The organism is Aquimarina mytili (assembly GCF_016735115.1).
Taxonomy (GTDB): Bacteria; Bacteroidota; Bacteroidia; order Flavobacteriales; family Flavobacteriaceae; genus Aquimarina; species Aquimarina mytili.
In genome coordinates this window covers 1-17,474 of record NZ_JAERQJ010000005.1, presented here as the reverse complement: position 1 = coordinate 17,474, position 17,474 = coordinate 1, and the positions used below count along the sequence as shown (strand labels likewise).

Annotated in this window: 20 protein-coding genes; 12 read left to right on the top strand and 8 right to left on the bottom strand. The window is 33.7% G+C overall.

Features of this window, described 5'->3' with window-relative positions; all coding sequences use genetic code 11:
* Nucleotides 1-99 precede the first annotated feature (99 nt).
* Together JJQ60_RS13280 and JJQ60_RS13275 are read right to left on the bottom strand one after the other, a co-directional pair.
* Nucleotides 100-981, bottom strand: coding sequence for a DUF3298 domain-containing protein (locus JJQ60_RS13280; protein ID WP_201920819.1), 882 nt, complete (start codon nucleotides 979-981; stop codon nucleotides 100-102).
* Nucleotides 982-1,135: 154 nt separating this feature from the next.
* A complete protein-coding gene (locus tag JJQ60_RS13275) occupies nucleotides 1,136-2,056 on the bottom strand; it encodes a LysR family transcriptional regulator (RefSeq protein ID WP_201920816.1) in 921 nt (306 codons plus the stop codon).
* A 122-nt stretch (nucleotides 2,057-2,178) separates the two neighbouring features.
* Between JJQ60_RS13275 and JJQ60_RS13270 the strand changes: the two genes are divergently transcribed.
* From JJQ60_RS13270 to JJQ60_RS13255, 4 genes are read left to right on the top strand one after another with little or no spacing between them, the layout of a single operon-like run.
* Entirely contained in the window at nucleotides 2,179-2,733 is a 555-nt protein-coding gene (locus JJQ60_RS13270; protein ID WP_201920813.1) for a hypothetical protein, read from the top strand.
* Between the two features lie 47 nt (nucleotides 2,734-2,780).
* The gene (locus tag JJQ60_RS13265) at nucleotides 2,781-3,560 is read left to right on the top strand and encodes a prohibitin family protein (RefSeq protein ID WP_201920810.1); all 780 of its coding nucleotides are present in this window, start codon (nucleotides 2,781-2,783) and stop codon (nucleotides 3,558-3,560) included.
* A 21-nt stretch (nucleotides 3,561-3,581) separates the two neighbouring features.
* Nucleotides 3,582-3,803 (top strand): hypothetical protein, encoded by a 222-nt coding sequence (locus JJQ60_RS13260; protein WP_201920807.1) that lies wholly within the window; start codon nucleotides 3,582-3,584, stop codon nucleotides 3,801-3,803.
* 44 nt (nucleotides 3,804-3,847) lie between these two features.
* Nucleotides 3,848-4,192, top strand: a complete 345-nt coding sequence (locus JJQ60_RS13255; protein WP_201920803.1) for an HPF/RaiA family ribosome-associated protein — start codon at nucleotides 3,848-3,850, stop codon at nucleotides 4,190-4,192.
* Between the two features lie 107 nt (nucleotides 4,193-4,299).
* Here JJQ60_RS13255 and JJQ60_RS13250 read toward each other — a convergent pair whose 3' ends face one another.
* Together JJQ60_RS13250 and JJQ60_RS13245 are read right to left on the bottom strand one after the other, a co-directional pair.
* Entirely contained in the window at nucleotides 4,300-5,067 is a 768-nt protein-coding gene (locus tag JJQ60_RS13250; protein WP_201920800.1) for an SDR family oxidoreductase, read from the bottom strand.
* Between the two features lie 168 nt (nucleotides 5,068-5,235).
* Nucleotides 5,236-6,144: an AraC family transcriptional regulator gene (locus JJQ60_RS13245; protein ID WP_201920797.1), complete on the bottom strand. Its 909-nt coding sequence runs from the start codon at nucleotides 6,142-6,144 to the stop codon at nucleotides 5,236-5,238.
* 93 nt (nucleotides 6,145-6,237) lie between these two features.
* Between JJQ60_RS13245 and JJQ60_RS13240 the strand changes: the two genes are divergently transcribed.
* On the top strand, nucleotides 6,238-6,714 hold the full coding sequence (locus JJQ60_RS13240; protein WP_201920795.1) for an acyl-CoA thioesterase: 477 nt from the start codon (nucleotides 6,238-6,240) through the stop codon (nucleotides 6,712-6,714).
* Here the strand turns inward: JJQ60_RS13240 and JJQ60_RS13235 are convergent.
* Nucleotides 6,706-7,599 (bottom strand): DMT family transporter, encoded by an 894-nt coding sequence (locus JJQ60_RS13235; RefSeq protein ID WP_201920792.1) that lies wholly within the window; start codon nucleotides 7,597-7,599, stop codon nucleotides 6,706-6,708. The genes JJQ60_RS13240 and JJQ60_RS13235 overlap by 9 nt on opposite strands.
* On the bottom strand, nucleotides 7,592-7,945 hold the full coding sequence (locus tag JJQ60_RS13230; RefSeq protein ID WP_201920790.1) for an arsenate reductase family protein: 354 nt from the start codon (nucleotides 7,943-7,945) through the stop codon (nucleotides 7,592-7,594). The genes JJQ60_RS13235 and JJQ60_RS13230 overlap by 8 nt, the downstream gene beginning before the upstream one ends.
* An 88-nt stretch (nucleotides 7,946-8,033) precedes the next feature.
* Between JJQ60_RS13230 and JJQ60_RS13225 the strand changes: the two genes are divergently transcribed.
* Entirely contained in the window at nucleotides 8,034-8,489 is a 456-nt protein-coding gene (locus tag JJQ60_RS13225; RefSeq protein WP_201920788.1) for a DinB family protein, read from the top strand.
* Here the strand turns inward: JJQ60_RS13225 and JJQ60_RS13220 are convergent.
* Nucleotides 8,484-9,263 (bottom strand): DUF3298 and DUF4163 domain-containing protein, encoded by a 780-nt coding sequence (locus tag JJQ60_RS13220; RefSeq protein WP_201920785.1) that lies wholly within the window; start codon nucleotides 9,261-9,263, stop codon nucleotides 8,484-8,486. The two genes, JJQ60_RS13225 and JJQ60_RS13220, sit on opposite strands and share 6 nt — an antisense overlap.
* Before the next feature lie 138 nt (nucleotides 9,264-9,401).
* On the opposite strand from JJQ60_RS13220, the gene JJQ60_RS13215 reads away from it, so the two are divergent.
* From JJQ60_RS13215 to JJQ60_RS13190, 6 genes are all read left to right on the top strand, one after another.
* On the top strand, nucleotides 9,402-10,541 hold the full coding sequence (locus JJQ60_RS13215; RefSeq protein ID WP_201920782.1) for a cystathionine gamma-synthase: 1,140 nt from the start codon (nucleotides 9,402-9,404) through the stop codon (nucleotides 10,539-10,541).
* 101 nt (nucleotides 10,542-10,642) lie between these two features.
* Complete coding sequence (gdhA, locus tag JJQ60_RS13210; RefSeq protein WP_201920779.1) at nucleotides 10,643-11,986, top strand: NADP-specific glutamate dehydrogenase; 1,344 nt, start codon at nucleotides 10,643-10,645, stop codon at nucleotides 11,984-11,986.
* 93 nt (nucleotides 11,987-12,079) lie between these two features.
* The gene (locus tag JJQ60_RS13205; protein WP_201920776.1) at nucleotides 12,080-12,607 is read left to right on the top strand and encodes a DUF4136 domain-containing protein; all 528 of its coding nucleotides are present in this window, start codon (nucleotides 12,080-12,082) and stop codon (nucleotides 12,605-12,607) included.
* Nucleotides 12,608-12,634: 27 nt separating this feature from the next.
* Entirely contained in the window at nucleotides 12,635-13,354 is a 720-nt protein-coding gene (recO, locus tag JJQ60_RS13200) for a DNA repair protein RecO (protein WP_201920774.1), read from the top strand.
* A 4-nt stretch (nucleotides 13,355-13,358) separates the two neighbouring features.
* Nucleotides 13,359-15,767 (top strand): TonB-dependent receptor, encoded by a 2,409-nt coding sequence (locus tag JJQ60_RS13195; protein ID WP_201920757.1) that lies wholly within the window; start codon nucleotides 13,359-13,361, stop codon nucleotides 15,765-15,767.
* A 54-nt stretch (nucleotides 15,768-15,821) separates the two neighbouring features.
* A complete protein-coding gene (locus JJQ60_RS13190) occupies nucleotides 15,822-16,487 on the top strand; it encodes an HAD family hydrolase (RefSeq protein ID WP_317194016.1) in 666 nt (221 codons plus the stop codon).
* A 189-nt stretch (nucleotides 16,488-16,676) separates the two neighbouring features.
* Here JJQ60_RS13190 and JJQ60_RS13185 read toward each other — a convergent pair whose 3' ends face one another.
* Complete coding sequence (locus JJQ60_RS13185) at nucleotides 16,677-17,168, bottom strand: nuclear transport factor 2 family protein (protein WP_201920751.1); 492 nt, start codon at nucleotides 17,166-17,168, stop codon at nucleotides 16,677-16,679.
* Nucleotides 17,169-17,474 lie beyond the last annotated feature (306 nt).

The following is a 17,474-nucleotide window of genomic DNA, read 5'->3' as shown; positions in this document are numbered from 1 at the left end:
ACAGTAACATATTGTATAAATAACAACACAAGTTCTCTTTATTAAAGAGAACTTGTGTTCTAATACGACTATAAAATGGCTAACTCAAAATGATTCTAATTATAGTCCTATGTATAAGGTTGGATTTTGCAGGAGATCCGAAATATCTGCTAATGCCATTTCTATAGCATATCGTCCAGCATATGTTGGACAAATAGAACAGTCATCAAAGTAAAATTTTATGTGTTGATCATTGATCACAAAATTGTCTTTATATACGTTAAAAACATCTTTAGTTAGTTTCCAACATTCTTTATAATAAGGTTCGTTTTGTATTTTTTGAGTAAGTACATGATTTAACTTGTCAAGAACTAAATGTTGATTTTCTGGTTTAAATATGGAATCAAATTCTAAAAAATCTCCTTTTTCCATATCAAAATTGAGAGTTTTGAACATGTAGGAATAATGATTTTTATCGGTGTAATGATTAGATTTATACAGTAGTACACTCAAAAGATTCGTATCACTTTTATAAACTTTGTAATCAATCATTCTCTTGTATCTATTACTACTAACCTGGTCGCTATCACAAGACAAATTTTTATTCTCTAAAATGGTTTTTATAGAACGCTCTTCATACAAATAATTGTGGTCAATATAGTGATTGAAATATTTGAAAGATTCGTGATCGCTTTCATCTAAAAAAGGGTACTTATAATCTAGTACATAGTTACCTTCTTCTTTATAGAAGGATTTGGTCGTAATACTGCTTATAGCATGTTTGTCATCTTCTTCTTTTAAAAGAATATCTCTTTTTAAAGATTGCTCGTCAATCTCTTTCTGATCTTTAGAAAAGACATGGTTATCGGCTAAAGATTGATGCTCTTTTTTTTCGGTATTTTGGTCACTATAAAAAATCGATTTTTCTTTTTTACAAGAGCCTAAACTTACTGCTAATAAAAGTGCAATAACAAAGGATTGTTTTTTCTTCATTTTTCTCATTATGCTTGACTTTAAAGGGTTATGTTAATCTTAACCATCAAGGTTAATTTCCTTTTGAAGCACAAAAATCCGTATTATTTTTCATTAATTTTCATTTATATATATGATGAAAACCATAAAATAAATTTATGATAAATGTAAGAAGAAGTATTTCTTAGTCGTTTAGGATGTTGAATTTGTTCTTAATGATATGATCTTTATTTTCTTTTACATACTTTAGAAAAGCTTGAGCGACAGGAGAGAACTTTTTGTTTTTTAACCATATTAAATTCCAAATTGATTTGATTGGAAACCCCTGTACAGGAATTATTTGCAAACGACCCGCTTCTAAATCATTACGAATACCAATAAGAGGCATTATCGAATACCCCAATCCTGCAATTACGGCTTGTTTTACGGCTTCGTTAGAGGTAAGTTCCATTTTTTTCCTAACCGGAATATCGTTCTGTTCTATATATTTTTCCATAGTATGTCTTGTTCCTGATCCTTTTTCTCGATAAATCAGAGGTAGCTCTGTAAGCATAGCTGTTTTGTATTTCTTTTTCGGAAAACTTTCAGACGTATTACCCACTAAAAACAGCTGATTTTCCATGAGCTTAGTTTTTTCGACCTGAAGGTGCTTTGGCAATACAGAAACCAATGAAAAATCTACGGTATTGTCTTCTAAGCTATGAACAACACGTTCTTTATTGGTAACGTCCAGAATCAAATCAACCCCCTCATGTTGTTTCATGAAGTCAGATAAAAAATAAGGGATGATATATTTTCCGGTAGAGACTACAGAGATTTTTAATACACCAGATAATTGACCTTGATAAGCGTTTGTTTTATAGGTTATTTGATTTACTTCATCAACAATCTTTTGTGCTGCAATAGCAATTTCTTTCCCAAAATCTGTGATGTACAGTTTTCGTCCGATAACTTCTGTTAGTGGGATCGGAAATTGATCCTGAAAATTTTTAAGCTGAATAGATACTGCAGGTTGTGTTAAATGCAATTCTTCAGAAGCTTTTGTAATACTTTCTTTTTCTGCAATTTTCAAGAAGATCTGTAATTGGTGTAAAGTGTAATTCATAAATTTATTTTATGTAAATGATTACAAATATAAATAAAAATATATGAAAATATTTCCATAATATTGTGTGTATCAATACATAAAAAGATAAAAATGATTGTGTAACCTTAAACCAAGAAGACATGAAAAAGTTTCTAAGTATAGTAGTAATAATGCTTGTTTGTCAAAATAGTAATGCTAATGTGCTTGAAACTTTAGATTCTATGTTTTTAAGTGCGATCGAAAAACCATTGCCATGTTGTATTTCATTCTCCTTTGCCAATTCAGGTAATACGATCAATGAAGAATATCAAATACGAAATTCTCAAGATCTATGTAAAGTAGACGTCAACAGAAATATGGACCATGTTGTCTTTGACGATTATACGTATCATGAATGTAATTCTTATAGAATTATCTCTTATCTATCTCATAACCTTGAATATTTGCATAAGGATATTGAAAATGAAGATATTATTAGGTTTAATGCGGCCCTAGATAAGATTAATGAAAAGATCTGCAATGCGTATTCTGTAAGAGAGTTGGTGCAATCAAAAACCTCAGATACAGCTAAGATGTCGTATCACGGTAACTGGGATATGAAATTAAAAGGTCTTCAAAAAGTAAAGATGGTAAAAAACTTTTTTCCGATAGATGCTAACGATTTCGAAGGTTTTGGAATACGATTAAAAATATGAATAAGATGGTAATGATAGGTTAGAATGTTTAATTTAAAAATGTACTTATGAGAACGACTCTTTGGATGCTGATTGGAGTAGGGATATTGCTCAGCAACTGTGCGGTAATAAGGCCTGGAGAGGCAGGAGTAAAACAAACTTTGGGTAAGTTTTCTGATAATGTTTCTACACAAGGTACCGTAATGTATAACCCTTTGATTAGTAGAATTATAAAAGAATCTACCCAAACCAATAATATTAAATTGATTTTGAGCCTTCCAAGCAAAGAAGGACTTAGTGTTAATTCAGAAATATCGATTCTGTATCGATTAGAAAAAGATAAAATTCCAAGTGTTTTGGAAAACCTGGGAAGAGATTATGAATCGATAATAACCAGTGTTTTTAGATCGGCCTCTTCAGACGTTTGTGCGCAATTCTTCGCAAAAGATATGCATTCAGGTATGCGATCCACAATCGAAGAAGAGATAAAAAGTAAAATGAAAACCAATCTCGAAAAACAGGCTGATGGTATCGAGTTAATTGCAGTTTTAATGAAAAGTATCCAATTGCCACGAGGTTTAGCAAATTCTATAGAGAGAAAATTGCAAGCTGAACAAGATGCCATGCGAATGAAATTTGTAATAGATCAAGCCAAACTTGAAGCAGATCGAAAAATCATTAATGCCGAAGGAGAGCGGGATGCTCAAAAAATACTTTCAGAAGGACTAACAAAAGAGATTATCAAAATCAGAAGTATTGAAGCTTTTAATAAGCTATCAGAATCTCCTAACAGCAAAATTATTGTAACCGATGGTAAGACTCCATTTTTAATAGAAACAGATGATTAATTTCATCAAAAAACAATGTTTATGGAATTATTAAAAAAAGCACTCGAATTTAAGAAGCGAAAAATGGCTCATATGACCACCAGTGATAAGGTTTCAGCGTCAAGAGAAGCAAAGTCTTTAGTATTAAAGATTAATGAAATTTATAAAAAGACAAGAGACCCTTATTTAATGGATATTATGAAGCAGATTACACAAAAAAAACGCAAAATAGATCGAAGATTGAATGGTATGATTCAAACATAAAAAAGTACTTTGTATACAGATCACACCCTATAAAATGAAAACAAATGAAAACGGTTTTTGAATATCGAAATGTAAGTTCTAGCAATCATTTAGAAACTTTTGTAACCAAAAGATTAGAAAAATTAGCGAATAAGTATTCATTTGTTATTAGAGCTGATGTGTTCTTTAAAAAACAAGAAAAAGATGTAGAGAAAGGAAATATTTGTGGAATTAGACTTAGTCTTCCCGGACCAAGAATCTATGCTTCATCAGATGAGATTAGTTTTGAAAATGCTATTAATAATACAATATGTGATTTGAAAGATCAATTGAACAAAAGAAAAGCGAAATTATATAAGAATGTTACCAAGAGGATTGCAAAGCTCCCACATGCAATCTTCTTAAAGTGATGCTTTCATGATTGATTGTTTGAAAAGAGGTTGCCTAATCTAGACAACCTCTTTTTTTTGAATATTTTGATACGATGTTACACGTTTTCAAGGTATCATATCAATTTTTATAGAAACATTCCACCAGAAGCTTCGATGCGCTGTCCATTGATCCATCGGGCATCTTCGCTGGCTAAAAAAGCAACTACACCACCTATATCTTCTGCCACACCAACCCTTCCAAGAGCAGTTACCGAGGATAACATTTTTTCAAGTTCCGGATTATTTTCCAAAGCTGATTTATTCATATCGGTATTAATAGCACCAGGAGCTACAGCATTTACTGTAATCTGACGAGGTCCTAGTTCTTTAGCCAAATAACGAGTAAAGGCCTCGATACCTGCTTTCATTGCAGCATATGCACCATATCCGGGGATAGAAAATCTTGCCAATCCTGTGGATACATTAATGATTCTTCCTCCATCATTAAGCAACTCAAGAGCCTTTTGAGTAATAAAAAATGGACCTTTAAGTTGAATGTTCATTAAGCTATCAAAAGTAGCTTCAGAGGTTTCGGCAACCATCTCATGAGCTATGATACCGGCATTGTTTACCAAAATGTCAAATTTTGAAGTATTCCAATCTTTTTCTAGTACATGTTTGATTTCAGAAAAGAAGGTGTCAAAACCAGAAGAGTCACCAACATTTAATTGAAAAGCTACTGCTTTTTGTCCTAAAGCTTCAATTTCGGTTACGGTTTCGTCTGCTTGTGTTTTGTTAGAATTATAGGTTACAAGGATATCTGCACCCTGTTGTGCTAATCTGATAGCCATTTCTTTTCCTAGTCCACGGCTACTTCCTGTAACCAATGCGATTTTGTTTTCTAAAGTTTTCATGATGTTATTTTTTAATCGTCAGTTCGAAATCACTCGAAGTAACAGGTTGAACAATAATTACACTGCAAATATCTTTTAGAAAACCATACAGATAAAGGCACATTTTTTAGGAAGAAAGGTATATTTTTAAGATTAGTCAATAACGATTCAGTCTATAGTCCATAAAAGCTATTGATTTCGATACTGATTAGGAGTTAGCCTGGTTAGTTTTTTAAAAAATTTAGAAAAATGGGTAGGCTCATTAAACCCCAATTTGTAGGCAATCTCTTTAACGGGAGTAGAAGATTTTGAAAGCAAAGCCTGTGCTTCAGTAATGATCTTATCCTGTATCCATTGATTGGCAGACTTACCAGTCTTGGTTTTGATCACTGTAGAAAAATAAGCGGGATGTAACTGTTGTGCTTCCGCGAAAGAAGCTACTTGTAAATCCCCATTTTTAAGTTTTCCAGAACGAAAAATACCTTCCAGTTCTTTTTTAAATTGATTTACAATTTCGCTATCTCTATCATAAGCTATTTTAAATGAATCGTCTTCGAGTAGATACTCCTTTACTTTTAATAGAAATACCATAAAAAGCGAGCTCACAATTTTGTGACGTAATGTCGATTTCTTGTTTTGCTCCTCCAGAATCTGTTTGGCTAAATGTTCAAGTTCTTCAAAACGTATTTGATCAAGATAACAAGGAGGCACCATTTCGGTGAGCAAAAATGAAAATTCATCAAAGACCGCATTGTGGATATGCTCTTTCAAATATTCTTCTGATGAGGTAATGATAAAACCATGCACTACTTCTTCAATCCCAAAGGATTTTAAATGTCCGGGATTCGTAAAATACAAGGTGTGCGGTTTAGTATGAAATTTATGATCATCGATGGTATAAAAACTTTTTCCTTTTTTTACCAATATGAACGAGAAATAATTGGCTCTAAATACGGGGGATTGTACAGGTTTGTTATGCACGTTTTCCATTTGATGGATCGTAAAATCTGCATCTTGAATGATATTTTTTCCTACGTTTTCATCCTTGTAGAGGTCAGAAAGTTTATTATACGCCTTTATGTTTGTTTCTCTTTTCATAACTATAGCTAAAGATACTCTATTTTTAAAACTGTTTTACTATGCATGCATAGTAAAATGTTTTGTATTTTTGTAAATCTAAAACTATGGGATATGTATATAAAAGATTTTGAAATTAGATGGAACGATATTGATGCGAACCGCCATTTGGCCAATAAAGCCTATATAGAGTTGGCTGCGCATACGCGAATGTCTTTTTTAACCGAACATGGTTTTGATAATAGTATACTTGGGAAATTCAATATTGGACCCGTAGTGTTTTATGAACATATCTATTATTTTAAAGAAGTTTTTTTAGGAAGGCCGATCAAAGTTTCTCTGGAGCTTTCTGGTTTAAGTGAAGACGGCATGTTTTTTCAGTTCAGACATAATTTTTATGATTATAAAGGCTGTAATTTTGCGCATTGCGAAATGATGGGCGCGTGGATAGATTTAAAAACCCGAAAGTTAATTCCGCTTCCAAGCGAAATTATGAAGGATTTGGACAAGGTAAGTCGTCCAGAAGATTTTAAGGTGTTAACCAAAGAAGATACTAGAAAGTTTGCCAAGACTCCGGTAGACTTAGCTTAGTTTTTTAGGCGTCTTTGTCACTAAATATACTCCTAGAAATACCAATAGGGCTGACACAACTTTTACTATACTTAATGAATCGGCTCCCATAGCCATGGCAAAACTAATAGCAAGTAAAGGTTGCAGATAAATAAATGCTCCAATAGTTGATGCTTTTAATGTTCTCAATGCAAATACATTTAATAAATAGGTAAAGAATGTGGTACCAATCACTACAAAAACCATAACTAATATCACATCAAATGGTAAAGAAGACCATTGCACTTCGCTAAATTCTGAAATGGTAATTGGAAAGTTAATAATCACACCAATTAGAAAAAACCATTTCATTAATGTAAAAGAATGATATTTTGCAGTCAGAGGTTTTACTAAAACCAGGTATAATGCATACGAAGCTGCATTAATAATGAATAAAGTATTTCCTAAAGGGATATTAGGAGCATCTTGTCGCAATTCGGCTCCAAAAAGAATAAGGCCCAAAGCTCCAGAAAAACCTAATAAAATACCTAATGTTCTTAAAAAAGTGATTTTTTCTTTGATAAGAATAGCTGATAGTATGAACACTAAAATCGGAGAGATTGTAATCATCACCGAGCTATTAATGGGTGTTGATAATTGCAAACCCTTAAAAAACATGAGCATATTGATTACCATTCCAAAAATGGCACATGCAATTATTCTTGGCCAATCACTCTTTTCAATTTTTTGTTTAGGAGCCCAAATAGAGGCTACCCAAAATAAAATTGCTGCACCCATAACTCGCAACAAAATAAACCCAAAAGGTTTGATATATGTTGGCATAACTCCTTTGGCAACCGTATGATTGATCGCATAGATCAAACTGGCCCCAAAAGCAGCAAGTAGTGCAGCAGTTCTTTTATCCATTGATAATGCTATTTGCTGCTTCGACCACTTTTTTACTATTCCCTACAAAGATTTGATCATCAACAATAATAACAGGGCGCTTTAGAAAAGTATAATGTTCAAGGATTAGATTTTTTAAATCCTCTTCAGATAATTGTTGATTTTTTAAATCTCGTTCTTTATATAATCTAGCTCTTTTGCTGAAGAGCGCCTCATAGCTTCCGGCAAGTTTATGCATGTGTTCAATTTGCTCTGTTGTAATAGATTCGGTTTTAATGTCTTGCAAAACAAATGCTGAAGAAGGGTTCAATTGATTGATAATTCGTTTACAAGTATCACAGGTTGATAAGTGGTATATTTTTTTCAAAATGGAATTATTTAAGTGTAAAAATCATCACAAAGGAAATTCATTTCAAAATTAAAACTCATATTTTTGGCTAAAAATTAAGAACCTGATGCAACATCTATTAGAAATCACCCGCACTAATCGTCGTTTATTAGAGAAAATTTTAGATAATTATTTACTAGAACAACTAAACAAAGTGCCAGAAGGTTTTAAAAACAACTTAATCTGGAACATTGCCCATGTTGCAGTAACCCAGCAGCTTTTGATATATAAATTAAGTGGATTACCAATGATGATTGATGATGAAATGGTCGCTAGATTTAAGAAGGGAACAAAAACAGAAGGTGTAGTTACCCAGACAGAAGTAGATACGATAAGAACGTTATTGTTTTCATCTTTGGATCAAACTCAAAAAGATATTGAAGCTGGGTTGTTTAAAGATTTTCAGGAGTATCCAACTAGTACCGGATTTGTATTAAAATCTCTTGAGGATGCCATGAACTTTAATAATTTCCATGAAGGGATTCATTTAGGGTATATTTTGGCACTAAAGAAGGCTTTATAAAATATCAAAAGCAAAAAACGAAGCGACGTCTTCTTTGTTTAATTTTATCTCAATAGCTCCGTCTGCATAAGAACTTATCTCGTAGGGGTTATAAAATAAGATAACTTCTTTGTCGGTAAAACCAATATTTTCTGGCAAGGCATATGCATCATTTTCAAAAAAGAAGCCCGTACTATTAATAGATTCGCTTTCAAGAATTTCATGTTTTGATCTAAACACCTTTTCTGCATACTTTTTAAATTCAGTATAGCTTTTAAATAATGCTTTGTTAGAAATACGTTTGCCTGTTTTTGGATCAAAATTAATATAGGAGACACCACCATATCCATGAGCTCCTCCTGTAAAAACATAAGAATCCATAACAACCGATATTAAGTCTTTACATTGAAAACCTAATGTACAATCAATATTAGCTTCATACGGAACGATTTCATCGGGGAATTCGGTACTAATTTTTTGATATGAGCTATTAAATTCCTGCATTGCCTGTTTCATAGTACCTTGAGGTTGATTATCACCAGTATTCAAAACTGCGCAGGCTACTTTTTCAATTTCGTGATTAATGGTTGAAGAAATTTGAGAATCATCAACAACTTTTAATAAATTGATTTCTAAAGAAGCACAATCATTGGTTTTGCAATCCAACAATTGATCTGTTGCAAAATTTTGCTTCTCAAAAATGAAAGATTTTCTCTTTGTGCAACTATAAAAACCCATCAAAATTGCTAGTAAAAAAACAATTTTTAGGGAGCTGTTAGTTTTTGTGTTAATCATCTACTAAAGATATTCATTGAAATATGATTAAAACGAATTAAATCATACATTTGTTCAGTTTTCTAACATAAAACGAGCAAGTTAATTCTTTCTTATCAAAGAGGTTCCATTTGGTCATTAAAATAATAAAGAAAACGAATGAAATTTAATACCAAAACAATACACGGGGGGCAAGAACACGATCCAGCATATGGTGCTGTAATGCCTCCAATTTATCAAACATCTACCTATGCCCAAACCACACCAGGGGGGCATAAGGGATTTGAATATAGTAGAACCCATAATCCAACAAGAACGGCATTAGAAAATGCATTGGCAAGTATTGAAAATGGGACATTTGGATTAGCGTTTGCATCGGGTTTGGCGGCAATTGATGCTGTGATTAAATTACTAAAACCCGGTGATGAGGTAATTTCTACCAATGATTTATATGGAGGGACCTATAGATTATTTACCAAAATTTTTGAAGACTTTGGGGTCAAGTTTCACTTTGTAGGTATGAAAAACGCAGATAAAGTGGCTGGTTATGTAAACGATAATACAAAATTAATCTGGATTGAGACTCCAACCAATCCTATGATGAACATTATTGATATCAAAGCCATCGCTGAGGTGTCAAAAAAGCATAAACTACTACTAGCAGTAGATAATACATTTGCCACTCCGTATTTACAAAGGCCATTAGATCTTGGAGCCGATATTGTAATGCACAGTGCAACAAAATATATAGGAGGACATAGTGATCTGGTAATGGGAGCTTTAATTGTAAAGGATAAACACATTGCAGAGAAACTATATTTTATTCAAAACGCTAGTGGTGCAGTTTGCGGTCCGCAAGATAGTTTTCTGGCATTGCGAGGGATTAAAACATTGCATATACGTATGCAGCGCCATTGCGAAAATGGAGAAGCAATAGCCAAATATTTAAAAAATCACCCTAAAATAGAAAAAGTATATTGGCCAGGTTTTGAAGATCACCCTAATCACGATATTGCCAAAGCACAAATGAATGGTTTTGGAGGTATGATTTCTTTTGTACCTAAAGGAAGTGACTATAATAGTGCGATCAAAATCGTTGAAAACCTTAAGATTTTTACATTAGCAGAGTCTTTAGGAGGAGTTGAGAGCCTTGCAGGACACCCAGCAAGTATGACGCATGCTTCTATTCCAAAAGAAGAACGAGAAAAAACGGGTGTTGTAGACTCATTAATCAGACTAAGCGTGGGTATAGAAGATGTTGATGATCTAATTGAAGATTTAGAGCAAGCCATGGGGTAAGGTTATTAAATTAAAAAAAACAGCACTGTTTTTTTAAGAATATCATATATTTGACACAATAAATCAACCTTTTAATAAGAATCTATTAATCCAATTAACATATGCAAGCAAAGATAGATGCATTTATGGAAGAAGTAAGAGCTCGTAATTCACATGAGCCCGAGTTTTTACAAGCTGTACAAGAAGTTGCAGAGACTGTGATCCCGTACATCGCTACAAAAGAAATATATAATGGTAAGAACATTCTGTTAAGGATGGTAGAACCAGAAAGAGCCATAATGTTTCGTGTACCTTGGGTAGATGATAAAGGAGAAATACATGTCAATAGAGGTTACCGAATTCAAATGAATTCTGCGATTGGTCCATACAAAGGAGGACTTCGTTTTCATCCCTCAGTAAACTTAAGTATTCTTAAATTTTTGGCTTTTGAGCAAGTATTTAAAAATAGCTTAACAACACTTCCGATGGGAGGTGGTAAAGGAGGTTCAGATTTTGATCCAAAAGGGAAATCTGATGATGAAATCATGCGTTTTTGTCACGCTTTTATGGGTGAGCTTTATAGGCATATTGGACCAAATACAGATGTTCCTGCAGGTGATATTGGAGTAGGTGCACGTGAGATAGGATTCTTATTCGGTAAGTATCGTAAGATGAAAAATGAGTTTACCGGTGTTCTTACAGGAAAAGGAATTACCTGGGGAGGATCTCTAATCCGACCAGAAGCTACTGGGTATGGTACAGTATATTTTGCTCAAAATATGCTGGAAACTAAAGGCGATTCTTTTAAAGGAAAAACAGTAGCTGTTTCTGGATCAGGAAACGTAGCGCAATACGCCACAGAAAAAGCAACACAATTAGGAGCCAAAGTGGTAACACTTTCTGATTCTTCAGGATATATTTATGATAAAGACGGTATCGATGATGATAAATTGGCTTTTGTAATGGAACTTAAGAACGAAAGAAGAGGACGTATACATGAATATGTAGATAGATATCCTTCTGCAGTATTTCATAAAGGAAAAACACCATGGGGAGAGAAATGTGATATTGCGCTACCATGTGCGACACAAAATGAATTGAATGGAGATGATGCCAAAACGCTTATTGCCAATGGCTGTGTTTGTGTTAGTGAAGGCGCCAATATGCCAAGTACTCCAGAGGCGATTACTGCTTTCCATAAAGCAAAAATATTCTTTGCACCAGGTAAAGCATCTAATGCAGGTGGTGTGGCTACTTCTGGACTAGAAATGACACAAAACTCTTTGCGTTTTAACTGGACTCGAGAAGAAGTTGATGAAAAACTTAGACAAATTATGAACGATATTCACTCTGCATGTCTTGAGTATGGTACCGAAAGTGATGGATACATAGACTATGTTAAAGGAGCAAATATTGCAGGCTTTGTAAAAGTTGCAGACGCAATGCTAGCACAAGGCGTTATATAAACGCTATTATTTGATAAAAAGTAAAGCCGTTTAAGAGTATTCTTAAGCGGCTTTAATTATTCTTATGTATTTTTATGGTGAAATGCATTTCTTATGAAGCAAATATCTCTTTTATTTTTTCTGCTGATCTTAACCTCCTGCGGAAGCACATACGTAGTTCATGATTATGACGAACAACAAGACTTTATAGTCTACAAAACCTATGACTTTTTCTCTGAAATGGACTCTGGACTTACCGAATTAGATCACAAACGATTACTGGCAGTCACCGAAGCTGCTATGCAAGATATAGGCCTTACTAAATCTGAAAACCCCGACATTTATATAGATTTTAAAACCATAATAAAAGAAGGCCCTTCTCGTAATAGTATAGGTGTTGGCGTTGGTAGTGGTGGAGGCGGTGTTAATATTGGTATTGGTGGAGCTATTCCGATAGGAGGACCGCAAACCTTTTTAGAAGTTACTACAGACTTTGTTGATGCAAAAAAGGGACAACTCGTATGGCAGGCAATTGCCGAGAGACGATTTTTTCTTAAAGCTTCTCCCGATAGTCGAATTAGTTTTTTTCAAAAAATCATGCAAAAATCCTTGGCTAAATACCCTCCTGCAAAGGCAAACTAAGGTTGTTTTTGATTACTTTCATGTATTATGATTATTAAATGTCCTGCAATAGTAATACACTCTTTGCGATATGGCGAAGCCGATCTCATCGTTACATTATTTACTAAAACCAGCGGATTACGATCATATTTGCAAAAAGGAGTATTAAAATCGAAGAAAGGGAAAATTCGTGCTTCACTTTTTCAGCCGTTAATGCTTCTAGAGATAGAAGCCTATCATAAAAATAAAGGCACCTTAGAACGATTAAAAGAAGCTAGAGTCCTTACGCATTTTACTTCATTACATACCGATGTCGTAAAAAGTGCTTTGGTATTTTTTATTTCAGATATTCTTAAAAATGCAATCCATGAAGAAGAAACCAATACTGATTTATTCGAATATTTAGAAACAGCTATTTTGTGGTTAGATTCTCATAATACGATTAGTAATTTTCATATCACATTTTTAATAAAACTCACACAGTACCTTGGTTTTTTTCCAGATACATCGCAAATAGAATCAGATTACTTTAACATGCAAGATGGTGTTTTTCAGGCAATATCCACTAATATATATTGTGTTCAAGGTGAGCATATTTTACGATTTAAAGAGTTTTTAGGCACAACATTTGAGGATAGTATGAATATTAGATTATCAAAGAACTTACGAAGTGATATTCTCTCTATGCTATTAGTATATTTTGAACTACATTTGCACGGTTTTAAGAAACCAAAATCGCTTTCGGTTTTAAACGAAATTTTTAATTAAGATAATGCGTTTATTTGTTACAATTGTATTGATTTTATGTTCTGTTGAGTTTTCATATGCGCAAGATATTACCGTTTTAAGCAAGTCGTCTCATACTCCGATACCTGAGGTAATTATTGAAAACCAGGAAAAATCAAAAAAAGTAACCACCGATTTTGATGGTAACGCCAATATTTCAGAATTTTCAGATACAGAACTATTACATTTTTCGCATTCGTTGCATACTTCATTAACCATTTCAAAATCTGATATTATTAAGGCAGGAGGCAATGTCCTGTTGGAAGATGATGAAAATTTACTTTCTGAAGTTGTTATTTCTGTTTCTAAATGGCAACAGAACAAAAAAGATATCTCTCAAAAAATTGTAAGTATCTCTCAAGAAGATATTGCACTTGCCACACCGCAAACTTCTGCAGATTTACTGCAAAGTAGTGGACAAGTATTTATTCAAAAAAGTCAATTAGGAGGAGGTAGTCCAATTATCAGGGGGTTTTCTACCAATAGATTGTTGCTTGCCGTAGATGGAGTACGCATGAATACGGCTATCTTCAGAGGAGGAAATGTACAAAATGTATTATCGGTTGACCCGTTTACTATAGAACGAACAGAGGTGATTTTAGGACCAGGATCTGTAGTGTATGGTAGTGATGCGGTGGGTGGAGTAATGAATTTTTATACTACTCAACCAAAGGTGGCCATTGCTGGCAAGAATAAATTTAGTGGGAATGCTTTAGCCAGATATGCAAGCGCTAGTAATGAAATGACCGGGCACGTAGATTTTAATATTGGATTAGAAAAATGGGCGTTTTTGACCAGTCTAAGTTATACCGATTTTGATGATCTAAAAATGGGGAGTCATGGTCCAGATGATTATTTGCGTAATGAATATGTGCAAACTATAGATGGGGTAGATGTTGTAATTCAAAATGATGATCCAGAGACACAAGTATTTACAGGGTATGATCAAATAAATGTATTGCAAAAGGTGCATTTTATGCCCAACGAAACATGGGATTTTAATCTTGGTCTTATTTATACTACCACCTCAGATTATCCCAGATACGATCGCTTGATCAGGCGCAGTGATGGAAATTTAAGATCTGCCGAATGGTATTATGGACCGCAACAATGGTTTATGGGTAATCTTCAGGTTTCTCAAAAAGCTCACAATACGATGTATGACGAAATGAAAATTACTGCGGCATATCAATTTTTTGAAGAAAGCAGAAATGATCGCAATTTTGAAAGCAGTAGCTTAGAAAGTACACAAGAGCAAGTAGACGCATATTCGCTTAATGTAGATTTTGAAAAGAAGTTTACTAAGAAAACATCATTGTATTATGGACTAGAATATATTTTGAATAATGTATTTTCTGATGGCTCAGAACTCAACGTTCAAACAGGCGAGATGGTAAATGCTCCCTCGAGATATCCAGATGGATCTACCTGGCAATCTATAGCCGCATATGCGAGTATTAAAAATAAGTTTAGTGAAGCGCTTAGATTTCAAGGTGGGTTGCGGTATAATAGAATTATATTGTATTCAGAATTTGATAGTGAGTTTTTTGATTTTCCTTTTGATGAGGCCAATTTGGATACCGATGCCCTAACCGGAACAGCGGGATTAAGTTGGTTACCTAATGACATTTTACAATGGAAACTAAACTTTTCTACTGCTTTTAGAGCACCAAATATTGATGATGTAGGCAAAATTTTTGATTCAGAACCTGGATCTGTAGTAGTACCCAACCCGGATTTAAAACCAGAATATGCGTATAATGGAGAATTAGGTGTTAGTGCAACGATCGGAGATCATATTTCGGTGGATTTAGCGACTTATTATACCTATCTGGATAATGCATTAGTGCGTAGAGATTTTGATCTTAATGGAGAAACTCAAATCGAATTTGGTGGAGAGCTTAGTACTGTGCAAGCGATTCAAAATGCGGCAAGAGCTAGAATCTATGGTTTTGAAGCAGGAATCAAATATGAGTTTACTCAGAATTTTAAAATAACGTCTCAATACACTTTTGTTGGAGGAGAAGAAGAGCTTGATGATGGAGAAACTGCACCATCAAGACATGTTTCTCCACAATTTGGAAATACGCATTTTACATTTACCTCAGATAAGTTAATGATAGATACCTTTTTAGTGTATAATGGGCAGTTTGATTTTGAAGATTTGGCGCCTTCGCAACAAAATAATGCATTTTTGTATGCCCAAGATGAAAATGGAAATCCATATTCTCCCTCATGGTATACCTTTAATGTACGAACGCAATACCAAATAACAGATCAATTAAAGGGGATATTTTCGATAGAAAACATTACCGATCAACGCTATCGACCATACTCATCAGGTATTGCTGCGGCAGGAAGAAATTTTATAGCCTCGTTAACGTATTCGTTTTAATGGTTTTTTAGATATTGCCCATGTGTGATATCTTAGCTCTGAACATTTAAATCTATTATTCTGAAAAATAAACTATTCATATTTGATATCGATGGCACTCTTACAGATAGTGTGCCTATGTATTTAATTTCGGTTACAAAGTCGTTACAAGCTCTTGGAGTGCATGATATTGATACCGATTACAACAATTATAAGCACCATACCGATAGTTATGCTTTGCGTTATAATTATGAACGCAATTTTCAGAACGATTTTCCTGAGCACTTATTAGATGATTTTGAAACTAATCTTGTTCGGCAAATGGCAGAATTTGATCCAGTAAAAGAAATAAGAGGTGCAAAATCGTTGTTAGAGACATTTAGAGCACGTCAAATTTCGTTTTGCTTTGCAACAGGCGCATTGCCTAAACCCGCAATGCTAAAATTAGAACAATGCGATTTATGGTATGACCCAAGTATATTGGCAACTTCAAAAACACACGAGTCTAGAGAAGGATTTGTGCAAGATGCAATAGAGAGGGCCAAAGCTTTTTATCAAAAAGATCAATTTGATCAAATTATATCGGTAGGAGATGGAGTTTGGGATTTAAAAACAGCCCAGAACTTATCCCTGGATTTTGTAGGGATTGGAAAAAGAAATCAAAAAAAGCTTATAGAACATGGGGCAAAGAAAAAGCATTGCTTTGATGACTTATTAGCCTTTAAAGAAAGTCTATTTTAACCCGTTGGTCATTTAAAAAATACTAGAAAAAGCGTCAATTCGATTGATTATTCGGAATGAAATGTAGAAAAATTGTATCGAGAATAGCTTTTTGAATTTAAAATCCTATTCGATAGTCCTACTGAGCTCGTCGCAGCACTTGAATCGATGGATTTTGCTTTAAAAAATCCAAATACACAACGAGTTATTTTAGTGTTTTTTTAATTTTTGCATCAAGTCAGTATCAAACTTCTTTTTTAAGGCTGTAATCTCTTTTACATTTTCGTTAGGGATGGCTATAGATAATACATAGTGCTTAATTTTCCAGCCATCTTCTGTTTTTTCTAACACTCCACTACCACGACAAATACCCATTTGAGTGTCTAGAAGTTCATCAAACCATGCTAGTGTTGAAGTATCATCTCCTACAAAAATATTTCGTTCCAGATTAGAAAAACTCCAGGCTTTGCCTTTGTCAAAATAGGGTTTTGCAAATGCCTTAAAGTCTGCATAGTTCCAATTTTCTGTAGGGTCTGTACCAATAAATATGGCATCCTGTGTCATTAAACCAAAATAGGTTTCAAAATTTGCTTCAGCGGCGGCAGCATGCCATTTTTCAAGAACAGTGTTGATGTCACTTTTGGGTTGTGCAAAACAAGCAAGGTTACTTAAAAGAAGTAGAAAAAAGAGATGTCGTTGCATAATATCATATTAGAATTAAGTTTATATAACGCATTATGGATTTAGAAAAATTACTGAAAAAAAAGCGTCAATTCGAGTGTTTTGTCGTAATAAAATGAAGACAAAATATATCGAGAATAGCTTTTTTTAAACAAAATCTTATTCTCGATACACATCTCCTAATGTAGAAGCACTCCTTTAGATTTGCATTTAAATTTTTTATATTTTAAAGAACGGAAAAGGTACACTATCTATACACTCTAAGTTTTTAAACTTATACATTCGATTCAGACCTTTTCCGTTCAGTTATAAACTCAAATAGAAATT

Excerpts from the sequence above, each read along its gene's own strand:
- JJQ60_RS13280 (WP_201920819.1), bottom strand. The coding sequence starts at position 981 with ATGAGAAAAATGAAGAAAAAACAATCCTTTGTTATTGCACTTTTATTA.
- JJQ60_RS13275 (WP_201920816.1), bottom strand. The coding sequence starts at position 2,056 with ATGAATTACACTTTACACCAATTACAGATCTTCTTGAAAATTGCAGAA.
- JJQ60_RS13270 (WP_201920813.1), top strand. The coding sequence starts at position 2,179 with ATGAAAAAGTTTCTAAGTATAGTAGTAATAATGCTTGTTTGTCAAAAT.
- JJQ60_RS13265 (WP_201920810.1), top strand. The coding sequence starts at position 2,781 with ATGAGAACGACTCTTTGGATGCTGATTGGAGTAGGGATATTGCTCAGC.
- JJQ60_RS13260 (WP_201920807.1), top strand. The coding sequence starts at position 3,582 with ATGGAATTATTAAAAAAAGCACTCGAATTTAAGAAGCGAAAAATGGCT.
- JJQ60_RS13255 (WP_201920803.1), top strand. The coding sequence starts at position 3,848 with ATGAAAACGGTTTTTGAATATCGAAATGTAAGTTCTAGCAATCATTTA.
- JJQ60_RS13250 (WP_201920800.1), bottom strand. The coding sequence starts at position 5,067 with ATGAAAACTTTAGAAAACAAAATCGCATTGGTTACAGGAAGTAGCCGT.
- JJQ60_RS13245 (WP_201920797.1), bottom strand. The coding sequence starts at position 6,144 with ATGAAAAGAGAAACAAACATAAAGGCGTATAATAAACTTTCTGACCTC.
- JJQ60_RS13240 (WP_201920795.1), top strand. The coding sequence starts at position 6,238 with ATGTATATAAAAGATTTTGAAATTAGATGGAACGATATTGATGCGAAC.
- JJQ60_RS13235 (WP_201920792.1), bottom strand. The coding sequence starts at position 7,599 with ATGGATAAAAGAACTGCTGCACTACTTGCTGCTTTTGGGGCCAGTTTG.
- JJQ60_RS13225 (WP_201920788.1), top strand. The coding sequence starts at position 8,034 with ATGCAACATCTATTAGAAATCACCCGCACTAATCGTCGTTTATTAGAG.
- JJQ60_RS13220 (WP_201920785.1), bottom strand. The coding sequence starts at position 9,263 with ATGATTAACACAAAAACTAACAGCTCCCTAAAAATTGTTTTTTTACTA.
- JJQ60_RS13215 (WP_201920782.1), top strand. The coding sequence starts at position 9,402 with ATGAAATTTAATACCAAAACAATACACGGGGGGCAAGAACACGATCCA.
- gdhA (WP_201920779.1), top strand. The coding sequence starts at position 10,643 with ATGCAAGCAAAGATAGATGCATTTATGGAAGAAGTAAGAGCTCGTAAT.
- JJQ60_RS13205 (WP_201920776.1), top strand. The coding sequence starts at position 12,080 with ATGAAGCAAATATCTCTTTTATTTTTTCTGCTGATCTTAACCTCCTGC.
- recO (WP_201920774.1), top strand. The coding sequence starts at position 12,635 with ATGATTATTAAATGTCCTGCAATAGTAATACACTCTTTGCGATATGGC.
- JJQ60_RS13195 (WP_201920757.1), top strand. The coding sequence starts at position 13,359 with ATGCGTTTATTTGTTACAATTGTATTGATTTTATGTTCTGTTGAGTTT.
- JJQ60_RS13185 (WP_201920751.1), bottom strand. The coding sequence starts at position 17,168 with ATGCAACGACATCTCTTTTTTCTACTTCTTTTAAGTAACCTTGCTTGT.